The organism is Amycolatopsis sp. NPDC049253, assembly GCF_040678995.1.
In the GTDB taxonomy this organism is placed as follows: domain Bacteria; phylum Actinomycetota; class Actinomycetes; order Mycobacteriales; family Pseudonocardiaceae; genus Amycolatopsis.
The window spans coordinates 24,721-43,836 of record NZ_JBFAQX010000046.1 but is presented as its reverse complement, the minus strand read 5'-3'; the positions used below and the strand labels follow the sequence as shown (position 1 = coordinate 43,836).

Here is a 19,116-nt window from a genome sequence, read left to right as displayed (position 1 = left end):
CCCGCATCGCCTACGCCGAAATCCACCCCGACGAAACCGCCGCCACCTGCGCCGAGTTCTTGCGCCGCGCCGCCACCGCCCTGGCCGAGCTGGGCCTCGACCGGATCGAACGCGTGATGACCGACAACGCCATGGCCTACCGCCGCTCGACGGTCTTCCGCGACGCGGTCACCGGCCTCGGCGCGACACAACGGCCCACCCGCCCCTACCGGCCGCAAACCAACGGGAAAGCAGAACGCTTCAACCGCACCCTCGCCGAAGAATGGGCCTACTCCCAACCCTTCACCAGCTCACACCACCGAGCCGAAACACTGCCCGGATTCCTGCACCACTACAACCACCACCGCGCCCACACCGCCCTCAACGGCCACCCACCCATCACCCGGGTCAACAACCTCACAGGGCACTACAACTAGCGGTTGTCGAGGTAGGCCAGCACCGCGAGCACCCGGCGGTGGTCGTCCGTCGTCTCCGGCAGGTCCAGCTTCGCCAGCACGCTGCGAACGTGCTTTTCCACGGTCCCTTCCGTCACCCACAGCCGGCGCGCGATCCCGGCGTTGGAGCGGCCCTCGGCCATCAGGCCCAGCACCTCGCGTTCCCGGGCGCTCAGCGCGGCCAGCGGGTCGTTGCGGTGGCGGGCCTCGACGAGCTCCTGCACCAACGCCGGCTCCACGACCGAGCCGCCCTTGGCGATCCGCCGGAGCGTGTCGAGGAACTCCCCCACGTCGGCGACCCGGCTCTTGAGCAGGTACCCGATGCCGCGGCCGCCGGCCAGCAGCTCCATCGCGTGATCGACGTCGGCGTGGGCCGAGAGCACCAGGATGCCGATCTCGGGGAGCTCCTCACGGATGGTCCGCGCGGCCTCGAGCCCCTCGACGGTGTGGGTCGGGGGCATCCGCACGTCGACCAGGACCAGGTCGGGCCGGTGCTCCCGCACGAGGTCGAGCAGCGCGTTCGCGTCTCCGGCCTGCCCGGCCACGGCGAACCCCGAGCGATCGAGCAGGCTGGCCAGACCCTCGCGCAGCAGTACGTCGTCCTCGGCCAGGATCACTCGTGGCACCGTCATCGCCACCACCGCTTTCGCCGCGGTGCTGCCCGGATGCCGCGGTAGTCAGGTGGACAAATCGTGCCATAGTGCCTCAGCCGTCACCAACTCGCGCGGCGTGTCACGAACCGACGAGCACCACGTGCAGGGTCCGCGGCCCGTGCACGCCCTCGACGCGGTTCAGCTCGATGTCGCTGGTGGCGCTGGGACCGCTGATCCACGTCTGCGGCCGGTCCGGGTCCAGCAGCACGACGGCCTCGGGCACGCCGGGCACGATCTGGTCCTCGCGGACGACACACACGTGCACGTCGGGAACCAGGCTGAGCGAGCGAGCGCCCTGGCCCGGGCCGTGGTCGAGCACGAGCGTGCCGGTGCGCGCGATCCCGACCGCCGCGGTGGTGACCACGGCGTCGCACGAGTCGAGGTCGTCGGCGTCGGCCGCCCCGCCGAGGTCGACCGGGAAGCCCTCGGGAACCAGGATGTTTTCAGCCGGCCCCAGCGCGGCGCGGACGGTGTCCGCCAGCCCGGCCGGCGTGCAGCGGCTGAGGGTGGCGCGGTAGTCGACCACGCGTTCGGCGAACAGCGAGACCACGTCCGCGGGCGGTGGGACGTCGCGGTAGCCCCTCGGTGCAGGCGCCTCGGCGCGGTCGGCGTCGCGCAGGGCGCCACGGACGGCCGCGAGGATCTCGTCGCGCGCGCTCATCGGCGGCCCGTCCGGCGCCACCAGGCACGGAAGGACTCCGGCGGTGGCGCGGGCAGGTCGCGAGCGCCGGTCCACAGTGAGGCGGGCCAGGGCAGCCGGCGCAACGCCCGGCGCCCGCCGGGCAGCACTGCGCGGCCGAAGCGGTTCAGTGCCTTGCCCGCCGCGCCCATCCCGCGTTCGGCGAGGGTGAGCCGCCGCGCGTCGGACAGCACCCAGGCCGCGGATTTCATCGCCACCGCTTCGGGTTTCGGGGTCCCGCCGCGGTGCGCGTCCACGACCTGGGCGCGCAGGTGAACCAGCACCTCGGGGATGTCGATGCGGACCGGGCACGCTTCGAAGCAGGCGCCGCAGAGGCTGGAGGCATACGGCAGCGAGTCGGTCTGCTCGTCCACGCCGACGCCCTTGAGCAGCGGGTTGAGGATCGCGCCGATCGGGCCCGGATACACCGAGCCGTAGGCGTGGCCGCCGGTGCGCTCGTAGACCGGGCACACGTTCAGGCACGCCGAGCAGCGGATGCACCGCAGCGCCTGCCGGCCGACCTCGTCGGCCAGCGCGCGGGTGCGGCCGTTGTCGAGCAGGACCACGTGCATTTCCTGCGGCCCGTCGCCGGGCGTGATCCCCGACCACGTGGAGGTGTAGGGGTTCATCCGCTCGCCGGTGCTGGACCGCGGCAGCAGCTGCAGGAACACGTCCAGATCGGCCCAGGTGGGCACGACCTTCTCGATGCCGACCACGGAAACCAGGACCTCGGGCAGGGTCAGGCACATGCGGCCGTTGCCCTCGGACTCGACCACGACCAGCGTCCCGCTGTCGGCGACCGCGAAGTTCGCGCCGGAGACGGCCATCTTCGCGCGCAGGAACTTCTCGCGCAGGTGCAACCGAGCGGCGCCCGCGAGCTCGGCCGGTTCGTCGGTCAGGTCCTCGGGCGCGGGCCGGCCCGCGGCGGCCATCCGGCGGCGGAAGATCTCGCGGATCTCCGCGCGGTTGCGGTGGATGGCGGGCACGAGGATGTGGCTGGGCAGGTCGTCGCCCAGCTGCACGATCAGCTCCGCCAGATCCGTCTCCCACGCGGTGATGCCCTCGGCGGCCAGCGCCTCGTTGAGCCCGATCTCCTGCGTCGCCATCGACTTGACCTTCACGACCTCGCCGACGCCGTGACCGTGGGCGATCCGCGCGACGATGGCGCACGCTTCGGCCGCGTCCCGCGCCCAGTGCACGGTCACGCCGCGGGACTGCAGCGCCGCTTCCAGCGTCAGCAGGTGCTCGTCGAGGTGCCGCAGCGTGGTGTCCTTGATCGCGGCGCCCGCCAGCCGCAGCTCCTCCCATTCGTCCACCTCGCCGACCACGGCCGCGCGCTTGGCGCGGATCGTGGCGGTGGCGTGGGCGAGGTTGCGGCGCAGCTGGCTGTCGGCCAGCGCCTCCCGCGCGGCCGCCGTAAACGCGGGCATGCCGACGAACGTCGCGGTCACGCGTCCTCCTCGGTCGAGGCCAGTACGTCGGCCAAATGCAGCACGCGCACGCCGGAGCGCTCGCGCGAGAGCAGGCCGCCGATGTGCAGCAGGCACGAGTTGTCGCTCGCCACCAGCACCTCCGCCCCCGTCTCGCGCACGTGACGGGCCTTGTCCGCGCCCATCGCCGTGGACGTCTCGGCGTTCTTCACCGCGAACGTCCCGCCGAACCCGCAGCACTCCTGCGCGGCGGGGAGCTCGACCAGGTCGAGCCCGCGCACGTTGCGCAGCAGCCGCAGCGGCTTGTCGCCGACGCCCAGCATGCGCAGCGAGTGACACGTCGGGTGATACGTCACGCGGTGCGGGAAGTAGGCGCCGACGTCGGTCACGCCCAGCACGTCGACCAGGAACTCGCTGAGCTCGAAGACCTTCGGCCCGGTCTCCGCCAGCCGCCGCTCACCGGCGCGGCGCGCGACGAGCGAGTGCTGGTGGCGCGCCGAACCCGCGCACGATCCGGACGGCGTGACGATGCAGTCGTAGCCGGCGAACGCGTCGGTGAAGGCGCGCACCACGGGCACCGCCTCGTCGAGGTAGCCGGTGTTGACCATCGGCTGGCCGCAGCAGGTCTGCGCCTCGGGGAAGTCCGCGTCCACGCCGAGGCGCCGCAGCAGCCGGAACACCGCCTTGCCGGTGTCGGGGAACATCGTGTCGTTGATGCACGTCACGAGCACGGCGACCTTCACGCCACCACCCCCGCCCCGCTCAGCCGCGCCTCGGCGGCAGCCCAGTTCCCGCCGCCCGGCGCGTAACGCCGCAGCGGCTGGGTTTCGCGGATCAGCCTACGCATGGCCGCGAGGTCCGGCAGGTCAGCACCGAGGGCCCGCGCCTGCACGAGCACGTTGCCCAGCGCCGCCGCCTCCACCGGCCCGGCCAGCACCGGCACGCCGCACGCGTCGGCCGTCAGGCGGCATAGCAGCTCGTTGCGGGCGCCACCGCCGACGACGTGCACGACGTCGACCGGCCGGCCCGTGACCTCCGCGGCGTGGCGCACCGCGCGGCGGTAGGCGAGCGCGAGACTGTCCACAATGCACCGCACGAGCTCGCCCCGGCTTTCCGGCGGCCGCTGCCCGCTGCCACGGCAGGCGGCGGCGATGCGGGCGGGCATGTCCCCGGGCGGCAGGAACTCGGGGGCGTCGAGGTCCACCACCGCGGCCAGCCCGGGTGCGGCGGCCGCCTCCGCGAGCACCGTGGCCAGGTCCGCGGGCGCACCGTGCGCGGCCCAGGTCCGCAGGGTCTCGGTGAGCACCCACAGGCCCATCACGTTGCGCAGGAAGCGGATCTTGCCGTCGACGCCGGTCTCGTTGGTGAAGTTGGCCGCCAACGCCGCGGCGCCGAGCCGCGGTTCGTCGAGCTCGAGCCCGACCAGCGACCACGTGCCGGAGGAGATGTAGGCGAAGTTCGTGCCGGGCTCGGCGGGCACCGCCACGACCGCCGACGCCGTGTCGTGCGATCCGACGGCGACGACCGGCAGTTCCGGCTTCCCGAGCTCCTCGGCCAGCTCCGGCAGCAGCGTCCCGACCCGCTCGCCCGGCTCGCGCAGCGGGGGCAGCAGCCGCGCCGGAATGCCGGCCCGCTCGGCGAGGTCGCGCGCCCAGGTCCGTTCGCGCACGTCGTAGAGCTGCGTGGTCGACGCGTTGGTGCGCTCCGCCCCGACGCTCCCGGTGAGCCAGTAGCCGAGCAGGTCCGGGATCAGCAGCATCTTCTCGGCCGCCGCCAGCCGGTCCCCTTCGGCAACCAGCTGGTAGAGCGTGTTGAACGGCAGCTCCTGCAACCCAGTGACGGCGAACAGCTCCGACGGGGGAATCGTCCGGTGGACGAACTCCGCCATGCCGTCGGTGCGGGAGTCGCGGTAGTGCACGGGGTTTCCGAGCAGCCGGCCGTCGGCGTCGAGCAGGCCGTAGTCGACGGCCCACGAGTCGATGCCGACACCCGCCACCTCCCCGGCGTCGCCGAGCCCGGCCAGCAGTTCGCGGTACAGCCCGAGCACGTCCCAGTGCAGCGTGGAGCCGGTGGCGCCGGCGACCCGGACGCCGCCGTTCGGGAAGCGCCGCACTTCTTCCAGTCCGAGCCGCCCGCGCCCGACCGTCCCGGCCATCACCCGGCCGCTGCTGGCACCGAGGTCGACGGCGGCGAGGCGCATCACCTCGACACCCATCAGCCGGAAACCACGGTCAGCTCGAGTCCCAGCAGGTCCGCCACCGCCTTCAGCTCGGCGACGCGGTGGCCGGTCCCCAGCGCCCAGTGGTGGTTCACCCCGGTGGCCGACCACGTGTCGGTCCACTCGCCGGGGTCGCAGCCGAAGTCCACCCGCGAGGTCGTGTTCCCGATCTGCAACAACGGCCCGGGCACGACCTCGCCTTCCGACGCGACGAGCACGAACCTGCCGTCGCGCAGCTGACCGAGACCGCAGAGCGTCACCGGGCCGTGCTGTACGTCGAACTCGACGGACACCCCCCAGCCCCGCTTGCCGTGGTAGACCCCGAGCCCGCGCAGCAGCGGCTTGCGCGCGCTGATCGCCAGGTGCGCCGGGCCGTCGTGGCCCATCTCCACGACGTTGTCGCGGAAGTTCAGCGCCTGCAGCTCGGTGAACGAACCGCCGGCACCGAGCCGGTCCAGCAGCAACATCGCCAGCGACGCGCGCAGCTCGTACTCGCCGACCGTGGGCACTCCGCGGGCGGTGAGCAGTGAAGCGCCGAGGATGAACCCGGCCCCGACGCGCTCGTGGGTCTCGCCGTCGAGCCCGCGGTGGTAGTACGCGAGCGAGTCCAGCCCGAAGTCCCCGACCAGGCGGTCCAGCGCCACCGAAACCTTGGCGCCCCAGGCGAAGTCCTCGTCGACGACCGAATCGTCCACAGTGAACACTTCGCGCGCGAGCGCCATCCGGGCCGCCGTCTCGGCTTCGGTGACCTGCTCCACGCGCACGCGCAGGTCGTCGATCTCGAGGATCTCGACGTGCCCGCCGAGCTGCGCCGACACCAGCGTCGGGTCGGTGGCCACGTCCATCATGCCCGGGTACAGGTGCCCGAGCAGGCCGTGGCGCCCGTGCCGGAACGCCGCGCGCACGCCGGCCGCCTTGATCCACCGCGCGATCTTCACCCAGGCCCGCTCGTCGTCCAGGTACCCGGACACCGACCGGAACTCGACGCCGACGCGGCGGAACGCGTTGGCCATCTCCGGCAGCGGACAGGCCCCGCAGTAGGCCAGCCACGCGCCCGTGCCGAACGACGCGTGGTCCATCGCCTCGGTGGGCTGCAGGTTCAGCAGCAGCACCGGCGAGCCCGAGCGCTGCGCGATCGGCACCAGCATGCTCGACGTCAGGTAGGTGGTCAGGAAGCCGATGATCAGGTCGCAGTCGGCCACCCGCAGCTTCTCGGCGGCGGCCGCGCCATCGGCCGCGTCCGAGATGAACCCGGCGTCGACGACTTCGCAGTCCATTCCCGACAGCCGTTCCGCGACCCGGCGCGCCGAGGCCTGCAGCTGCGGCAGCAGGTCGGGGAACTGCGGCCAGTACGCGCCGAGCCCGCCGGCGACGAGGCCGACGCGGGTGCGGCGCGGGGTGATGCGCTCCAGGCCGGACGGGACGGGGCGCGCGAGCGTGTCGGTCATGAGGTCTGCTCCCTAGCGGAGGAAGGCCGCGGCGACCCCGGCGTCGACCGGGATGTGCAGGCCCGTGGTGTGGGTGAGGTCGCCGCCGGTCAGCGCGAACACCGCGGCGGCGACGTGCGCGGGCAGCACCTCGCGCTTGAGGATCGTGCGCTGGGCGTAGAACTCGCCGAGCTTCTCCTCCGGCACCCCGTAGACCGCGGCGCGCTGCGCGCCCCAGCCGCCGGCGAAGATGCCGGAGCCGCGGACGACGCCGTCGGGGTTGATGCCGTTCACGCGGATGCCGTGCTCGCCGAGCTCGGCCGCGAGCAACCGGACCTGGTGGGCCTGGTCGGCTTTCGCCGCGCCGTAGGCGACGTTGTTCGGGCCCGCGAACACCGCGTTCTTCGACGAGATGTACACGACGTCCCCGCCCAAACCCTGGGCGATCATCGCCTTCGCCGCGGCCTGTGAAACCAGGAACGAGCCCTTGGCCATCACGTCGTGCTGCAGGTCCCAGTCCCGTTCGGTGGTCTCCAGCAGCGGTTTGGAGATCGAGAGCCCGGCGTTGTTCACGACCAGGTCGAGCCCGCCGAACGCCAGCACGGTCGCGTCGACCGCCGCCGCGACGCCCGCCGCGTCGGTCACGTCCGCCGTCACGGCGATGGCCTTGTCCGCACCGCCGATGCCGTTCGCGACCTGCTCGGCCGTCTCGGCGTCGAGATCCGCGATGGCCACGCACGCGCCCTCGGCGGCGAGCCGTTCGGCGATGGCCCGGCCGATGCCCGAGCCCGCGCCGGTGACGAGCGCGATCCGCCCGGCCAGTGGCTTGGGCTTCGGCAGGCGCTTGAGTTTGGCCTCCTCCAGCGCCCAGTACTCGATGCGGAACTTCTCGCTCTCGGCGATCGGCGCGTACGTCGACACTGCTTCCGCGCCACGCATCACGTTGATCGCGTTGACGTAGAACTCCCCCGCCACCCGCGCGGTCTGCTTGTCCTTGCCGAAGGAGAACATGCCGACACCCGGCACCAGCACGATCGCCGGGTCGGCACCGCGCATCGCCGGGCTGTCGGGCGTGGCGTACCGCTCGTAGTAGGCGCGATAGGACTCGCGGTACTCGGCGTGCAGCTCCTTCAAGCGCGCGACCACATCTTCCAGCGGCGCGGTCGCGGGCAGGTCGACCACCAGCGGCCGCACCTTGGTCCGCAGGAAGTGGTCCGGGCACGACGTGCCCAGCGCGGCGAGCCGCCCGAGCTTCTCCCGCGAGAGAAACTCCAGCACCACCTCGGCGTCGGTGTAGTGGCCGACGTGACGCTGATCCGTGGACGCGAGCCCACGGATCAGCGGCGCCAGCGCCGCGGCCCGCGCGCGGCGCTCATCCTCCGGCAACCCCTCGAAACCGGGGACGACACTGCCGAACGGCTCGGTTTTCCCGCGTTCGGCGAGGAACTTCTCCGCGGTGCGGATGATCTCCAGCGAGTTGCGCCGGCACTCCTCCGACGTCGCGCCCCACGCGGTGATCCCGTGCCCGCCGAGGATCACGCCGATCGCCTGCGGGTTCGCCGCCTTCACCGCCGCGATGTCCAGGCCCAGCTGGAACCCGGGCCGGCGCCAGTCCACCCACGCCACGCGGTCGCCGAAGCACTCCTTGGTCAGCGCGGCGCCGTCGGCCGCCGTGGCCAGGGCGATGCCCGAGTCCGGGTGCAGGTGATCCACGTGCGCCGCCTCGACGAGACCGTGCATCGCGGTGTCGATCGACGGCGCCGCCCCACCCCGCCCGTGCAGGCAGTAGTCGAACGCGGCCACCATCTCGTCTTCACGCTCCACGCCCGGGTAGACGTCCACGAGCGCGCGCAGCCGGTCCAGCCGCAGCACCGCCAGCCCCGCCTCGGTCAGCGTGCCCAGGTCACCGCCGGAGCCCTTGACCCACAACAGTTCGACGGGCTTGGCGGTGACCGGGTCGAGCACCTCGCCCTTCGCGGAGGTGTTGCCGCCGGCGTAGTTCGTGTTCCGCGGATCGGCGCCCAGCGCGTTGCTGCGGGCGATCAGATCAGCCGCGACAGTCGTTTCGTTCGGCACAGCTCAGGCTCCCCAACCGGCCTGCCGGCCGTCGGCTCGTTCAGCAATGATCTTTTCCTGGTACCCGCTGCGGTGGTAGGCCGCGACCGGGTCCGGGTCCAGCCCGGCGTCTTCGCGGATCTCGGCCAGCAGTGGCCGCACGTCGGTGTTGTAGGCGTCCATCAGCACGGCGTTGGCGCCGAGCACGTCACCCGACTGCTGAGCCGCGCGCAGGGCGGGCCGGTCCACCAGCAGCGCCTTGGCCGTGGCTTCCTGCACGTTCATCACCGAGCGGATGATCGCGGGGATCTTCGCCTCGATGTTGTGGCACTGATCCAGCATGAAGTTGATGCCGTAGGCCGGATCCAGCGCGTCACCGCGCACGATCTCGGACATGATCCGGAACAGCTGGAACGGATCCGCGGCGCCGGCCATCAGGTCGTCGTCGGCGTAGAAGCGCGAGTTGAAGTCGAACGCCCCCAGCTTTCCCGCCCGCAGCAGGAACGCGACGATGAACTCGATGTTCGTCCCCGGCGCGTGGTGCCCGGTGTCGATGCACACCGTCGCCTTCTCGCCCAGCTCCATGCAGTGCGCGTACGAGGTGCCCCAGTCGGGCACGTCGGTGGCGTAGAACGCGGGCTCGAAGAACTTGTACTCCAGCAGCATCCGCTGGCCCTCGCCCAGCCGGTCGTACGCCTCGCGCAACGCGGCCGCGAGCCGGTCCTGGCGGTCGCGCAGATCGTCCTGGCCCGGGTAGTTGAGGCCGTCGGAGAACCACAGCTTCAGGTCCCGCGAGCCCGTGGCGTCCATGATCGAGATCGCCTCGAGCAGGTGGTCGGTCGCCTTGCGCCGGATGCCGGGGTCGGGGTTGGTGACCGAGCCGAGCTTGTAGTCGTTGTCCTGGAACACGTTGGTGTTGATCGCGCCGATCCCCACGCCGAGGTCCTCGGCGTAGGAACGCAGCGCGGCGAAGTCGTTCACCCGGTCCCACGGGATGTGCAACGCGACGCTGGGAGCCGCGCCGGTGAAGCGGTGCACGGTCGCCGCGTCGGCGATCTTCTCCTCGGGCGTGCGGGGAACCCCGGCCTGGGTGAAGACCTTGAACCGGGTGCCGGAGTTGGCGAACGCCCACGAAGGGGTCTCGATCCGCTGCGCCCGCAAAGCGGATTTCACGGCTGTCAGGTCGGGCAAGTCGATCACGTCTTTCCCCGTCACGCGCTCGCGCGCTCGTCGTCCAGATGAAAAACCTCGGTGAGCAGGGCGAACCCCTCGTCGGGCCCGCGGCCGTCGAGGCCGGTGAAGAACTGCGCCATCTCGGCCTGCCACCGGGCGTTCACCTCGGTCTCGGCCATCGCGGCCTGCGCCGCGGCGAGGTCGTCGGCCTCGACGTGCCCGATCAGCAGCCCGTCCTCACGCAGGAAGAGCGAGTAGTTGCGCCAGCCGGTCTCCCGCAGGGCTGCCCGCATCTCCGGCCACACGGCGCGGTGGCGCTCGGCGTACTCGGCCATCCGCTCGGGCCGGATCTGGAGCTGAAAGCAGTATCGCGCCACGGTCTCCGTCCTCAGTGGACTCGGGGGTTCCGGCCGGGCCGGGTCGGCCCGGCCGGAACACCACCTCAGAAGTTGAACTTGTCGATGTTGTCGGCGTTGAACACCGTCGGCGGGCCGAGCACGATCTCGCCGTCCGCGCCGATCGTGTACTCACCGAGCTTGCCGGCCTTGAACTTCTGGCCCTGCGCGCCGGTGATCTGCCCCGAGCTCAGCGCCACGCCCGCGTAGGCGGCCAGGTAGCCGATGTCGGCCGGGTTCCACAGCGCGAACTCCTTGACCGTGCCGTCCTTCACGAACGCGCGCATCTGGTTCGGCGTGCCCAGCCCGGTGATCGCGACCTTGCCCTTGTAGCTCGACGAGCTCACGTACCGCGCCGCGGCCGCGATGCCGACGGTGGTCGGCGACACGATCACCTTCAGGTTCGGGAACGACTGCAGCAGGCCCTGGGCCTCCTGGAACGACTTCTGGTCGTCGTCGTTGCCGTAGGCGATCTTGTCCAGCTTCAGCTTCGAGTACTCGGGCTTCTTGAGCTCGTTCTGCAGTACCGCGATCCACGCGTTCTGGTTGGTCGCGTTGGGCGTCGCCGACAGGATCGCGATCTCGCCCTCACCGCCGGCCAGCTCGTTCGCCATCTTCGCGAGCTGCTCGCCGATGCCCTGGGTGCTGGCCTGGTTGATGAACACGTCGCGGCAGCTCTTCGCCGCGTCGGAGTCGAACGCCACGACCTTGATGCCCGCGCTGCGGGCCTGGTTGAGCGACGGGCACACCGCGTTCGGGTCGTTGGCGGCGATGCCGATCACGTCCTGCTGCTGCTGGATCAGCGTGTTGATGTAGCTGACCTGCGAGGACGCGCTGGCGTCGTTCGGGCCGACGAGCTTGTACTCACCCTTGAGCTCGTCCAGCGCGGCCTTGCCGCCGCCGACCTCGATGTCGCTGTAGGGGTTGTTGAGCTGCTTGGGCAGGAACGCCATCTTCACGCCCTGCTTGCTGGCCGCGTTCGGGTCCGCGGACGCCGTGGACGCGGCCGGGCCGGACCCCGTGCTGTCGTTCTTCGTGGTGCCTCCGCACGCGGTGAGGCTCAGGACCAGGCCTGCCGCACTCGCCAGCGACACGACGCCGGTCAGGATTCGTCGGGACATCTTCGTCACCTTTCTGGGTTACTGCTCGGCGCCGGCGAGAGCTCCGGCTTTCGGGGACGGGGATCGCCGTCTGCGCCGCTGCAGCGCGGCACGGGCGGAGGACAGGATGTTGGGCAGCAGCACGGAGATGATCAGCAGCACGCCGGTCACGATGTTGAGCGCCTCGTTCGACACGTCCTGCAGCCGCAACGCGTTCTGCAGCGCCGAAAGCAGCACCACCCCGCCCAGCACGCCGGGCAGCGTGCCCTTGCCGCCGAAGATCGACACACCACCCAGCAGCACGGCGGCCACCACCGCAAGCTCCAGGCCGAACCCGTTGTCGGCCCGGGCGCTGGAGTAGCGCAGCGTCCACAGCACCCCGGCCAGCCCGGCGACCGCGCCGCTGACGACGTAGAGCCAGAACTTCGTGCGCCCGGTGCGGATGCCGGCGAACCGGGCCGCGGTGTCGCTGGCGCCGGCCGCGAACACGCCGCGGCCGATCGGGGTGGCGTGCAGGACGACACCGAAGACGATCGCGAGGATCACCAGCGGCACCAGCACGTTCGGGATCGGGCCGCCGCCGAGCGTCCCGGTGACCCACGCGGTGTAGGACTGCGGGAAGTCGGCCACCGCGCTGTCGCCGAGCACCACGAACGCGAGGCCGCGGTAGAGCGCCATCGTGCCGATGGTGACGGCCAGCGACGGCAGCTTCAGGACCGTGACGAAGAATCCGTTGACCGCGCCGAGGAGCGCGCCCAGCACGATGCACAGCGGAATGATCGACTCGATCGTCAGCCCGGAGTTCCACAGCGAACCCATCACGGCGGACGTGAGCCCGAGCGTGCTCGCCACCGACAGGTCGATCTCGCCGGTGACGATGATGAACGTCATCGGCAGCGCCATCAACGCGATCGGCAGCAGGTCCAGCAACAGGAACGTGTAGTTGCGGCCGGTGCCGAAGTTGTCGATGGTGCCCGACGCGACGAGCAGGACCACGATCGCGATCGCGATCACGGCGACGTCCCAGCTCGCGAGCCGCGCCAGCCAGGCGGGCCGCCGGGCTGTGTCCGTCCTGATGGTGGGGTCAGACATGGGAGTCCCTCTTCTTCAGTGCCTTGGCGACGCGCACCGCGACCAGCCGGTCGGCGCCGATGGCCAGCAGGATCAGGGCGCCGACGATCGCCTGCTGCCAGAACTGGTCGATGTCCAGCACGGCCAGCGCGCTGCCGATCACCGTCAGCAGGAGCGCGCCGAGGCTCGCGCCCCACACCGAACCGCTGCCGCCGAACACCGCGACCCCGCCGACGACCGCGGCGGCCACGACGTTGAGCTCGTACCCCGTGCCGGCCGCGGCGTCGACCGTGCCGAACCGGGCCGCGAACAACACCCCGGCGAGGCCGGCCAGGGCTCCGCTGACGAGGAACGCGATGGTGGTGTTGCGGCCGACCTTGATGCCCGCGAGCTGCGCGGCCTGCGGGCTCGAGCCCATGGCGTACAGCTCGCGTCCGCCGCGGTAGTTGCGCAGGACCACCCCGGCGATCACCATCACGAGCACCGCGATCAGCACCAGCCACGGGATGCCGAGCACCGATGCGTCGCCGAAGTCGAGGAACGAGCGCGGGAGCTTGTCGGCGTTGATCTGCTGCCCGCCGGCCCAGAAGTAGACGGCGCCGCGGAACGCGTACAGGGTGCCGAGGGTGACGACCAGAGCCGGGACGCGGCCGAACCGCACGACCGCGCCGTTGATCAGGCCGCACGCGGCGCCGACGACCAGGCCGGCGAGCAGCGCCACGATCACCGGCAGCCCGGGGTTGTCGCGCAGCATCGTGCCGACGGCGAAGGCGGACAGGCCGAGCACCGACCCCACGGACAGGTCGATGTTGCGGGTGATCATCACGACGGCCTGCCCGACGGCCAGCACCGCGAGGATCGCCGTGCCGAGCAGGATGTCGCGGATGCTCTGCCCCGACAGGAACCGGGAGTTCTGCGTCGCGGTGAACACCACGAGCACGATCAGCGCCAGCACGATGCCCGATTCGCGGGCCTTGAACACGGCTCCGAACACCGATCGCCGCTCCCCCGGGCTCGCCTGGCGGGGTGGCGGGGCCGCCACCTTGGTCGCGTTCACGCGGCCTCCTTTTCGGACGGTCGGACGTCGGCGGGTGTCGTGGTTTTCACGGCATACGTGCGAGCAGTCCTCATGCCACCGCCCCCTGTCCCATCGCCGCGAACATCACCGAGTTCTCGTCCGCCTCGGCGCGCGGGATCTCCGCCACGATCCGGCCTTCGCGCATCACCAGCACCCGGTCGGCCATGCCCAGCACCTCCGGCAGCTCCGACGACACCATCACCACCGCGACCCCCTCGGCCGCCAGCGACGACATCAGCCGGTGCACCTCGGCCTTCGTGCCGACGTCGATGCCGCGCGTCGGCTCGTCCACGATCAGCACGCGCGGCGCCATCGCGAGCCACTTGGCCAGCACCACCTTCTGCTGGTTGCCGCCCGAGAGCGTGCCCACCGCGTCGCCTAGACGGCCGTACTTGGTGCGCAGCCGTTCGGTCCAGCGCACCGCTTCCCGGCGCTCACCCGGGCCCAGCAGCAGGCCGAGTTTCGACAGCGCCCGCGCTCGCGGCAGCGTCACGTTGCGCTCGATCGACAGGTCCATGACCAGGCCTTGCTGCCGACGATCCTCCGGCACCAGCGCCATGCCCGCCGCCATCGACGCGCGCGGTGAGTGGGGCTTGAGCTTCTTCCCGTTGAGCCGCACGACTCCGGCGTCGCGTTCGTCCACTCCGAACACCGCCTGGACCACTTCGGACCGGCCGGATCCGACGAGCCCGGCGAACGCGACGATCTCGCCCGCCCGCACGGAGAACGACACGTCGCGGAACACGCCCTCGCGCGTCAGACCGTCCACTTCGAGCACCACGGCGCCGGGTTCCACGTCCTGCTTGGGGAACAGCGCGTCGAGGTCGCGCCCGACCATGCGGCGCACCATCTCGTCCACGGTCACGTCTTCCACCGCGTCGGTGGAGACGTGCCGGCCGTCGCGCATGATCGTCACGCGCTGGCACAGGTCGACGATCTCTTCGAAGCGGTGCGAGATGAACATGATCGCCGCGCCCTCGTCACGCAGCGCCCGGGCCACGGAGAACAGGCGCTCGACCTCGACCAGGCTCAGCGCCGCCGTCGGCTCGTCCATCACCAGCACCCGCGCGTCGGCACTGAGCGCCTTGGCGATCTCCACGATCTGCTGGTCGGCGATCGAGAGCCCGCGCGCCGGGCGGTTCGGGTCGATGCGCACGCCGAGGCGGGCGAAGAGCCGCTCGGCCTCGGCGCGGATCGCCGAGCGGTCGATCATCCCCAGCCGGCCCCGCGGGTGGCGGCCCATCACGATGTTCTCGGCGACCGTGAGGTCCGGGAACAAGGTCGGCTCCTGGTAGATCACGGCGATGCCGGCGGCTTTCGCGTCGGCGGGTGAGGAGAACTCGGCTTCCCGGCCGTCCAGCAGCAGCTCACCCTGGTCGGGGCGGTGCACACCCGCCAGCATCTTGACGATCGTGGACTTGCCCGCGCCGTTCTCGCCGACCAGCGCGTGGGCCTCGCCGGCGTAGAGGGGGAAGGAAACGCCCGCGACCGCCGCGACCGCGCCGAACGACTTCGTGACCCCACGGACCTCGAGCAAGGGCACTCGGTCGCGCTCCTGCCGCGTCATCGCGACCTCCGGGATTGAAAGGTTTCACAAACCTGGCGCGGTGACGCTACTATGTGCCGGAACGGGAAGTCAACGAAAAACCCGGCCTGCGCATATCTCAACGTAGTCGCGGTTTTTCAGGCAGCGTCCCGTGATTGTCACGTTTCAACACAGGGTGGGGTGGCGGTGGAAGACTCGAGCGAGGTCGCGGCCCCCGCACCCCGCGCGGCGGGGATCAAGGACGTGGCCGCGGCCGCCGGCGTCTCGCTCGGCACGGTGTCCAACGTGCTCAACCGGCCCGAGCGCGTGAGCCCGAAGACGCGGGCCAAAGTGGAGGCCGCGATGGCGGCGCTGGGCTTCGTCCGCAACGAGTCCGCGCGCCAGCTGAGAGCCGGCCACAGCAGCGTGCTCGCCTACGTGATGCTCGACGGGCGCAACCCGTTCTTCACCGACGTCGCCGCGGGCATGGAGGACGCGGCCGCCGAGGACGACCTGTCACTGTTCGTGTGCAACAGCGCGAACCTCGCCGAACGGGAGGCCGCCTACCTCCGCCGCCTCGAACAGCAACGCGTGCAGGGCGTCCTCATCACCCCGGTCGACCCGGACTCCCCCGCCCTCGCCGAGCTCGCCCGCCGCGGCACGCCGGTCGTCATCGTCGACCGCAAACGCCCCGGCACCGACCACTGCTCGGTCGCCGTCGACGACGTCCGCGGCGGCGAGCTCGCCGCCCGCCACCTCCTCGACCAGGGCCACACCCGCCTTGCCTTCGTCGGCGGCCCGCTCACCCTCGGCCAGGTCCGCGACCGCCGGGAGGGCGCGCTGCGGGCCTTGCTCGCGGCCGGCCTGGGCCCCGACCACCTGGTCGACCTCGCCACCCCGCAGCTCACCGTCGAGGACGGCAGCAACGCGGGCCAACGCCTGGCCGGCCTGCCGTCGGCCACCCGCCCGACCGCCGCGTTCTGCGCCAACGACCTGCTCGCCCTTGGCCTCCTGCGCAGCTGTGCCGCACTGGGCATCTCCGTCCCGGCCGACCTCGCCATCGTGGGCTACGACGACATCGACTTCGCCGCGGCCGCCACCGTGCCCCTCACGTCCGTCCGCCAGCCCCGCCACCGCCTCGGCCGCACGGCCGCGGAGCTGCTCATCCAGGAGACGTCGGACCCCGGGCACGTGCACCAGCAGGTGACGTATCTTCCGGAACTGGTCGTGCGGGCGTCCACTCTGCGGGCCAGGTAGGTCCACTGTGGATGGCCGCCACCGATCATCCACAGTGGATCTGCTTCGGGATCATTCCGGCACGCGCGTGATCTCCGGCTGCTCCACCCCGTGCGGGATGTCGAACGACTCCTCCCCCGTCCGCAGCAGCCGCAGGACCACCCCGGCCACGTACTCCGGACTCTGGACCACCATCCCCGGGATCGGGGACGCCCCGAGAGTGAAGCGGCCGTCCGCGAACTCCGTCGCGGTGATGGACGGCAGCAGGAGCGACACGGCGATGCCGTCGGCCGCGAGTTCCCGCGTGAGCACCGCGCTGAGCATGTTCACGGCCGACTTGCTCGCAGCGTAGGCACCCACGCCTACCGCGACGCGGCGGGTCGTGCCGGAGCTGATGTTGACGATGCGGCCGAAACCCTGCTGCCGCATGGCGGGCAGGACGGCCTGCGTCACGGCGAGCAGGCCGACGACGTTGAGCTGCAGCGTCGCACCGAAGGCGGCGGGGTCGACCTGGTCGAGGGGGCCGTGGAGGCCGGCACCGGCGTTGTTGACCAGGCCGTCGATGCGGCCGTGGCGCTCGAGAGTGGCCGCGACGAGGGCGGCCACCTGCGCGGGGTCGGTCACGTCGGTGGGGACGGCGAGGGCGCCGCCGAGTTCGTCGCCGAGCGTGGCGAGCCGGTCGGCGCGCCGGGCCGCGAGCACGGGACGGGCGCCCGCCTCGTGGAGGCGACGGGCGGTCGACGCGCCGATTCCCGAGGAGGCACCGGTGACGATGACCGTTTTGCCCGCCAGGTCGATGAGGTCTGTCATGCCACGACGTCTACCAGACGCGAGCACGAACCCGGCAGTTGACAACCTGGTCTTATGAGCCTAAGAAATACCAGACCACCGAGCCCGCGCCCGCGAGCCGGTGCCTGGAGGGAGCTATGGCAGCTCTGCGGATCCGGCGGATCCTGATCGCGACCACCGCCGCCGTCTCGCTCGCCGCGTGCGGGTCGGGCGGCCAACCGGACGGCTACGGGCTGGCCGAGCCCGGCACCATCACCGCCGGCGTCACGGCCGGCGACGCGCCGTTCGTCTCCCCCGACGCGACGGGCAAGCCGGTGGGCCTGCTGGTCGACCTCAACGACGTGATCGCCCGGCGCATGGGCCTCAAGATCACCTACCGGATGACCACCGTCAGCGCCGGATTGCCGCTGATCACGGCGGGGCAGCTCGACATGCTCGCGATCGGCATGCTGCCGACCGCCGAGCGCAAGAAGAGCGTCGACTTCACCAAGCCGTTCTACCTGGCCTCCGACGACGTCGTGGTCCGCACGGACTCGGCGGTGAAGGCGGCGGGAGACCTCGCCGGCCGACGCGTCGGCGCGGGGCTGGGCAGCGCGCAGGCCGACTTCGTCACCGCGAAGATCCCCGGCGCCGCCCTCATCTCGCAGCCCACCAACAGCGCGGGCGTCACCCAGCTGCTCAACGGCAACCTCGACGCGATGGTGCTGGCCTCCACCGAGGTCCCCACCGTGCTGCAGGAGAACCCGGACCGCGTCAAGATCGCCTACGCCGCACCGCACGAGCAGGCGTCGGCGATGCCGGTCAACCGCAAACTCACCGCGTTCGAGAAGGCCTACGGCGACCAGCTCGAGACCACGATGGACGACGGCACGTTCCTTCGCCTGTACGACAAGTACTTCCCCGGCGAGCCCTATCCGTCGCAGATGTTCACCTATTGGCCCCAGCTCCGGGACCAGATCCAGAAGGGCAGATGAGGCGAGAAATGCGCCGACGACTCCGGACCGCCTTCACCGCGCTCGCGGCAGCCGGGCTGCTGACCGTTTCCGCCTGCGGCGGTGGCGGCTCCGCGAGCACGGACCCCTACGGCCTCGCGGTACCCGGCACCATCACCGCCGGCGTGCCGCAGGGCGACGCGCCGTTCGTGTCACCCGACGCCGGCGGCAAGCCGGCCGGGATGCTGATCGACCTCAACGACGTCATCGCGAAGCGCATGGGCCTCAAGATCACCTACAAGCTCTCGACCGTCGGCGCGGGTCTGCCGCTGGTCACCGCCGGGCAGTACGACATGATGATCGCCGACCTCACCATGTCCGAGGAACGCAAGCGCAACGTCGCCTTCACCACGCCGTTCTACGTCGACGCCAACGACGTGCTGGTCCGTTCCGACTCGCCGGCGAAGACCGTCGCCGACCTGAACGGCAAACGCGTGGGCGTCGGCATCGGCAGCGCGCAGGCCGATTTCGCCGCGAAGACGTTGCCGCAGGCCAGTGTCGTCAGCGTCCAGACCAACGCCACCGGCATCGACCAGCTCCTCAACGGCAACCTCGACGGCTTCGTGGTCAGCTCGGTGCAGGCCATCACGGTTTTCGCCCAGCACCCCGGCCGGCTGAAGGTGGGCGTCTCGGTGCAGAACCCGCTGCCCGAGGCGATGGCCGTCCGAAAAGGACTCGACAAGTTCCTGGCCGACTACGACAAGCAGCTCGCCGCCGTGGTGGACGACGGCACGTTCCTCAAGCTGTACCACCAGTACTTCCCCGGGCAGGAGTACCCGAGCTCGCTGTTCCAGTACTGGCCTTCACTGCAGGCACAGGTCCGCAAGGATCCCGCGGCCAAGTGACCGAGGTGGCCGGGTC

Annotated in this window: 18 protein-coding genes; 4 read left to right on the top strand and 14 right to left on the bottom strand. The window is 71.3% G+C overall.

Features of this window, described 5'->3' with window-relative positions; translation table 11 throughout:
* Positions 1-416 (top strand): integrase core domain-containing protein (locus AB0K15_RS45680; RefSeq protein WP_364066951.1); only part of this gene is annotated, 416 nt, incomplete at its 5' end.
* Here the strand turns inward: AB0K15_RS45680 and AB0K15_RS45675 are convergent.
* The 13 genes from AB0K15_RS45675 to AB0K15_RS45615 form a co-directional block, all read right to left on the bottom strand.
* On the bottom strand, positions 413-1,066 hold the full coding sequence (locus AB0K15_RS45675) for a response regulator transcription factor (RefSeq protein ID WP_364066948.1): 654 nt from the start codon (positions 1,064-1,066) through the stop codon (positions 413-415). The genes AB0K15_RS45680 and AB0K15_RS45675 overlap by 4 nt on opposite strands.
* Before the next feature lie 100 nt (positions 1,067-1,166).
* The gene (locus tag AB0K15_RS45670) at positions 1,167-1,748 is read right to left on the bottom strand and encodes an LUD domain-containing protein (RefSeq protein ID WP_364066946.1); all 582 of its coding nucleotides are present in this window, start codon (positions 1,746-1,748) and stop codon (positions 1,167-1,169) included.
* Complete coding sequence (locus tag AB0K15_RS45665) at positions 1,745-3,196, bottom strand: lactate utilization protein B (RefSeq protein ID WP_364066962.1); 1,452 nt, start codon at positions 3,194-3,196, stop codon at positions 1,745-1,747. The genes AB0K15_RS45670 and AB0K15_RS45665 overlap by 4 nt, the downstream gene beginning before the upstream one ends.
* Positions 3,197-3,213: 17 nt before the next feature.
* Positions 3,214-3,939 (bottom strand): (Fe-S)-binding protein, encoded by a 726-nt coding sequence (locus tag AB0K15_RS45660; protein ID WP_364066944.1) that lies wholly within the window; start codon positions 3,937-3,939, stop codon positions 3,214-3,216.
* Positions 3,936-5,396 (bottom strand): rhamnulokinase family protein, encoded by a 1,461-nt coding sequence (locus tag AB0K15_RS45655; RefSeq protein WP_364066959.1) that lies wholly within the window; start codon positions 5,394-5,396, stop codon positions 3,936-3,938. The genes AB0K15_RS45660 and AB0K15_RS45655 overlap by 4 nt, the downstream gene beginning before the upstream one ends.
* 14 nt (positions 5,397-5,410) lie before the next feature.
* Positions 5,411-6,862: an L-fucose/L-arabinose isomerase family protein gene (locus AB0K15_RS45650; RefSeq protein ID WP_364066942.1), complete on the bottom strand. Its 1,452-nt coding sequence runs from the start codon at positions 6,860-6,862 to the stop codon at positions 5,411-5,413.
* Between the two features lie 12 nt (positions 6,863-6,874).
* Positions 6,875-8,917, bottom strand: coding sequence for a bifunctional aldolase/short-chain dehydrogenase (locus tag AB0K15_RS45645; RefSeq protein ID WP_364066940.1), 2,043 nt, complete (start codon positions 8,915-8,917; stop codon positions 6,875-6,877).
* A gap of 3 nt (positions 8,918-8,920) precedes the next feature.
* Positions 8,921-10,096, bottom strand: coding sequence for an L-rhamnose isomerase (gene rhaI, locus AB0K15_RS45640; protein WP_364066955.1), 1,176 nt, complete (start codon positions 10,094-10,096; stop codon positions 8,921-8,923).
* A gap of 11 nt (positions 10,097-10,107) precedes the next feature.
* Positions 10,108-10,446, bottom strand: coding sequence for an L-rhamnose mutarotase (locus AB0K15_RS45635; RefSeq protein WP_364066938.1), 339 nt, complete (start codon positions 10,444-10,446; stop codon positions 10,108-10,110).
* 65 nt (positions 10,447-10,511) lie between these two features.
* Positions 10,512-11,585 (bottom strand): rhamnose ABC transporter substrate-binding protein, encoded by a 1,074-nt coding sequence (gene rhaS, locus AB0K15_RS45630; RefSeq protein WP_364066936.1) that lies wholly within the window; start codon positions 11,583-11,585, stop codon positions 10,512-10,514.
* An 18-nt stretch (positions 11,586-11,603) separates the two neighbouring features.
* Positions 11,604-12,656, bottom strand: coding sequence for an ABC transporter permease (locus AB0K15_RS45625; protein WP_364066933.1), 1,053 nt, complete (start codon positions 12,654-12,656; stop codon positions 11,604-11,606).
* A complete protein-coding gene (locus tag AB0K15_RS45620) occupies positions 12,649-13,692 on the bottom strand; it encodes an ABC transporter permease (protein ID WP_364066930.1) in 1,044 nt (347 codons plus the stop codon). The genes AB0K15_RS45625 and AB0K15_RS45620 overlap by 8 nt, the downstream gene beginning before the upstream one ends.
* A 70-nt stretch (positions 13,693-13,762) precedes the next feature.
* Positions 13,763-15,280 carry a sugar ABC transporter ATP-binding protein gene (locus tag AB0K15_RS45615; protein WP_364066928.1) on the bottom strand — a complete coding sequence of 506 codons (1,518 nt, stop codon included), beginning with the start codon at positions 15,278-15,280 and terminating at the stop codon, positions 13,763-13,765.
* A 213-nt stretch (positions 15,281-15,493) separates the two neighbouring features.
* Between AB0K15_RS45615 and AB0K15_RS45610 the strand changes: the two genes are divergently transcribed.
* A complete protein-coding gene (locus tag AB0K15_RS45610; protein WP_364066953.1) occupies positions 15,494-16,495 on the top strand; it encodes a LacI family DNA-binding transcriptional regulator in 1,002 nt (333 codons plus the stop codon).
* A gap of 51 nt (positions 16,496-16,546) precedes the next feature.
* On the opposite strand, the gene AB0K15_RS45605 is transcribed toward AB0K15_RS45610, so the two are convergent.
* Positions 16,547-17,284, bottom strand: coding sequence for an SDR family oxidoreductase (locus tag AB0K15_RS45605; protein ID WP_364066926.1), 738 nt, complete (start codon positions 17,282-17,284; stop codon positions 16,547-16,549).
* A 116-nt stretch (positions 17,285-17,400) separates the two neighbouring features.
* Between AB0K15_RS45605 and AB0K15_RS45600 the strand changes: the two genes are divergently transcribed.
* Both AB0K15_RS45600 and AB0K15_RS45595 read left to right on the top strand, forming a co-directional pair.
* Complete coding sequence (locus AB0K15_RS45600; RefSeq protein ID WP_364066924.1) at positions 17,401-18,237, top strand: transporter substrate-binding domain-containing protein; 837 nt, start codon at positions 17,401-17,403, stop codon at positions 18,235-18,237.
* 8 nt (positions 18,238-18,245) lie between these two features.
* Positions 18,246-19,100, top strand: coding sequence for a transporter substrate-binding domain-containing protein (locus AB0K15_RS45595; protein ID WP_364066921.1), 855 nt, complete (start codon positions 18,246-18,248; stop codon positions 19,098-19,100).
* Positions 19,101-19,116: the final 16 nt, after the last annotated feature.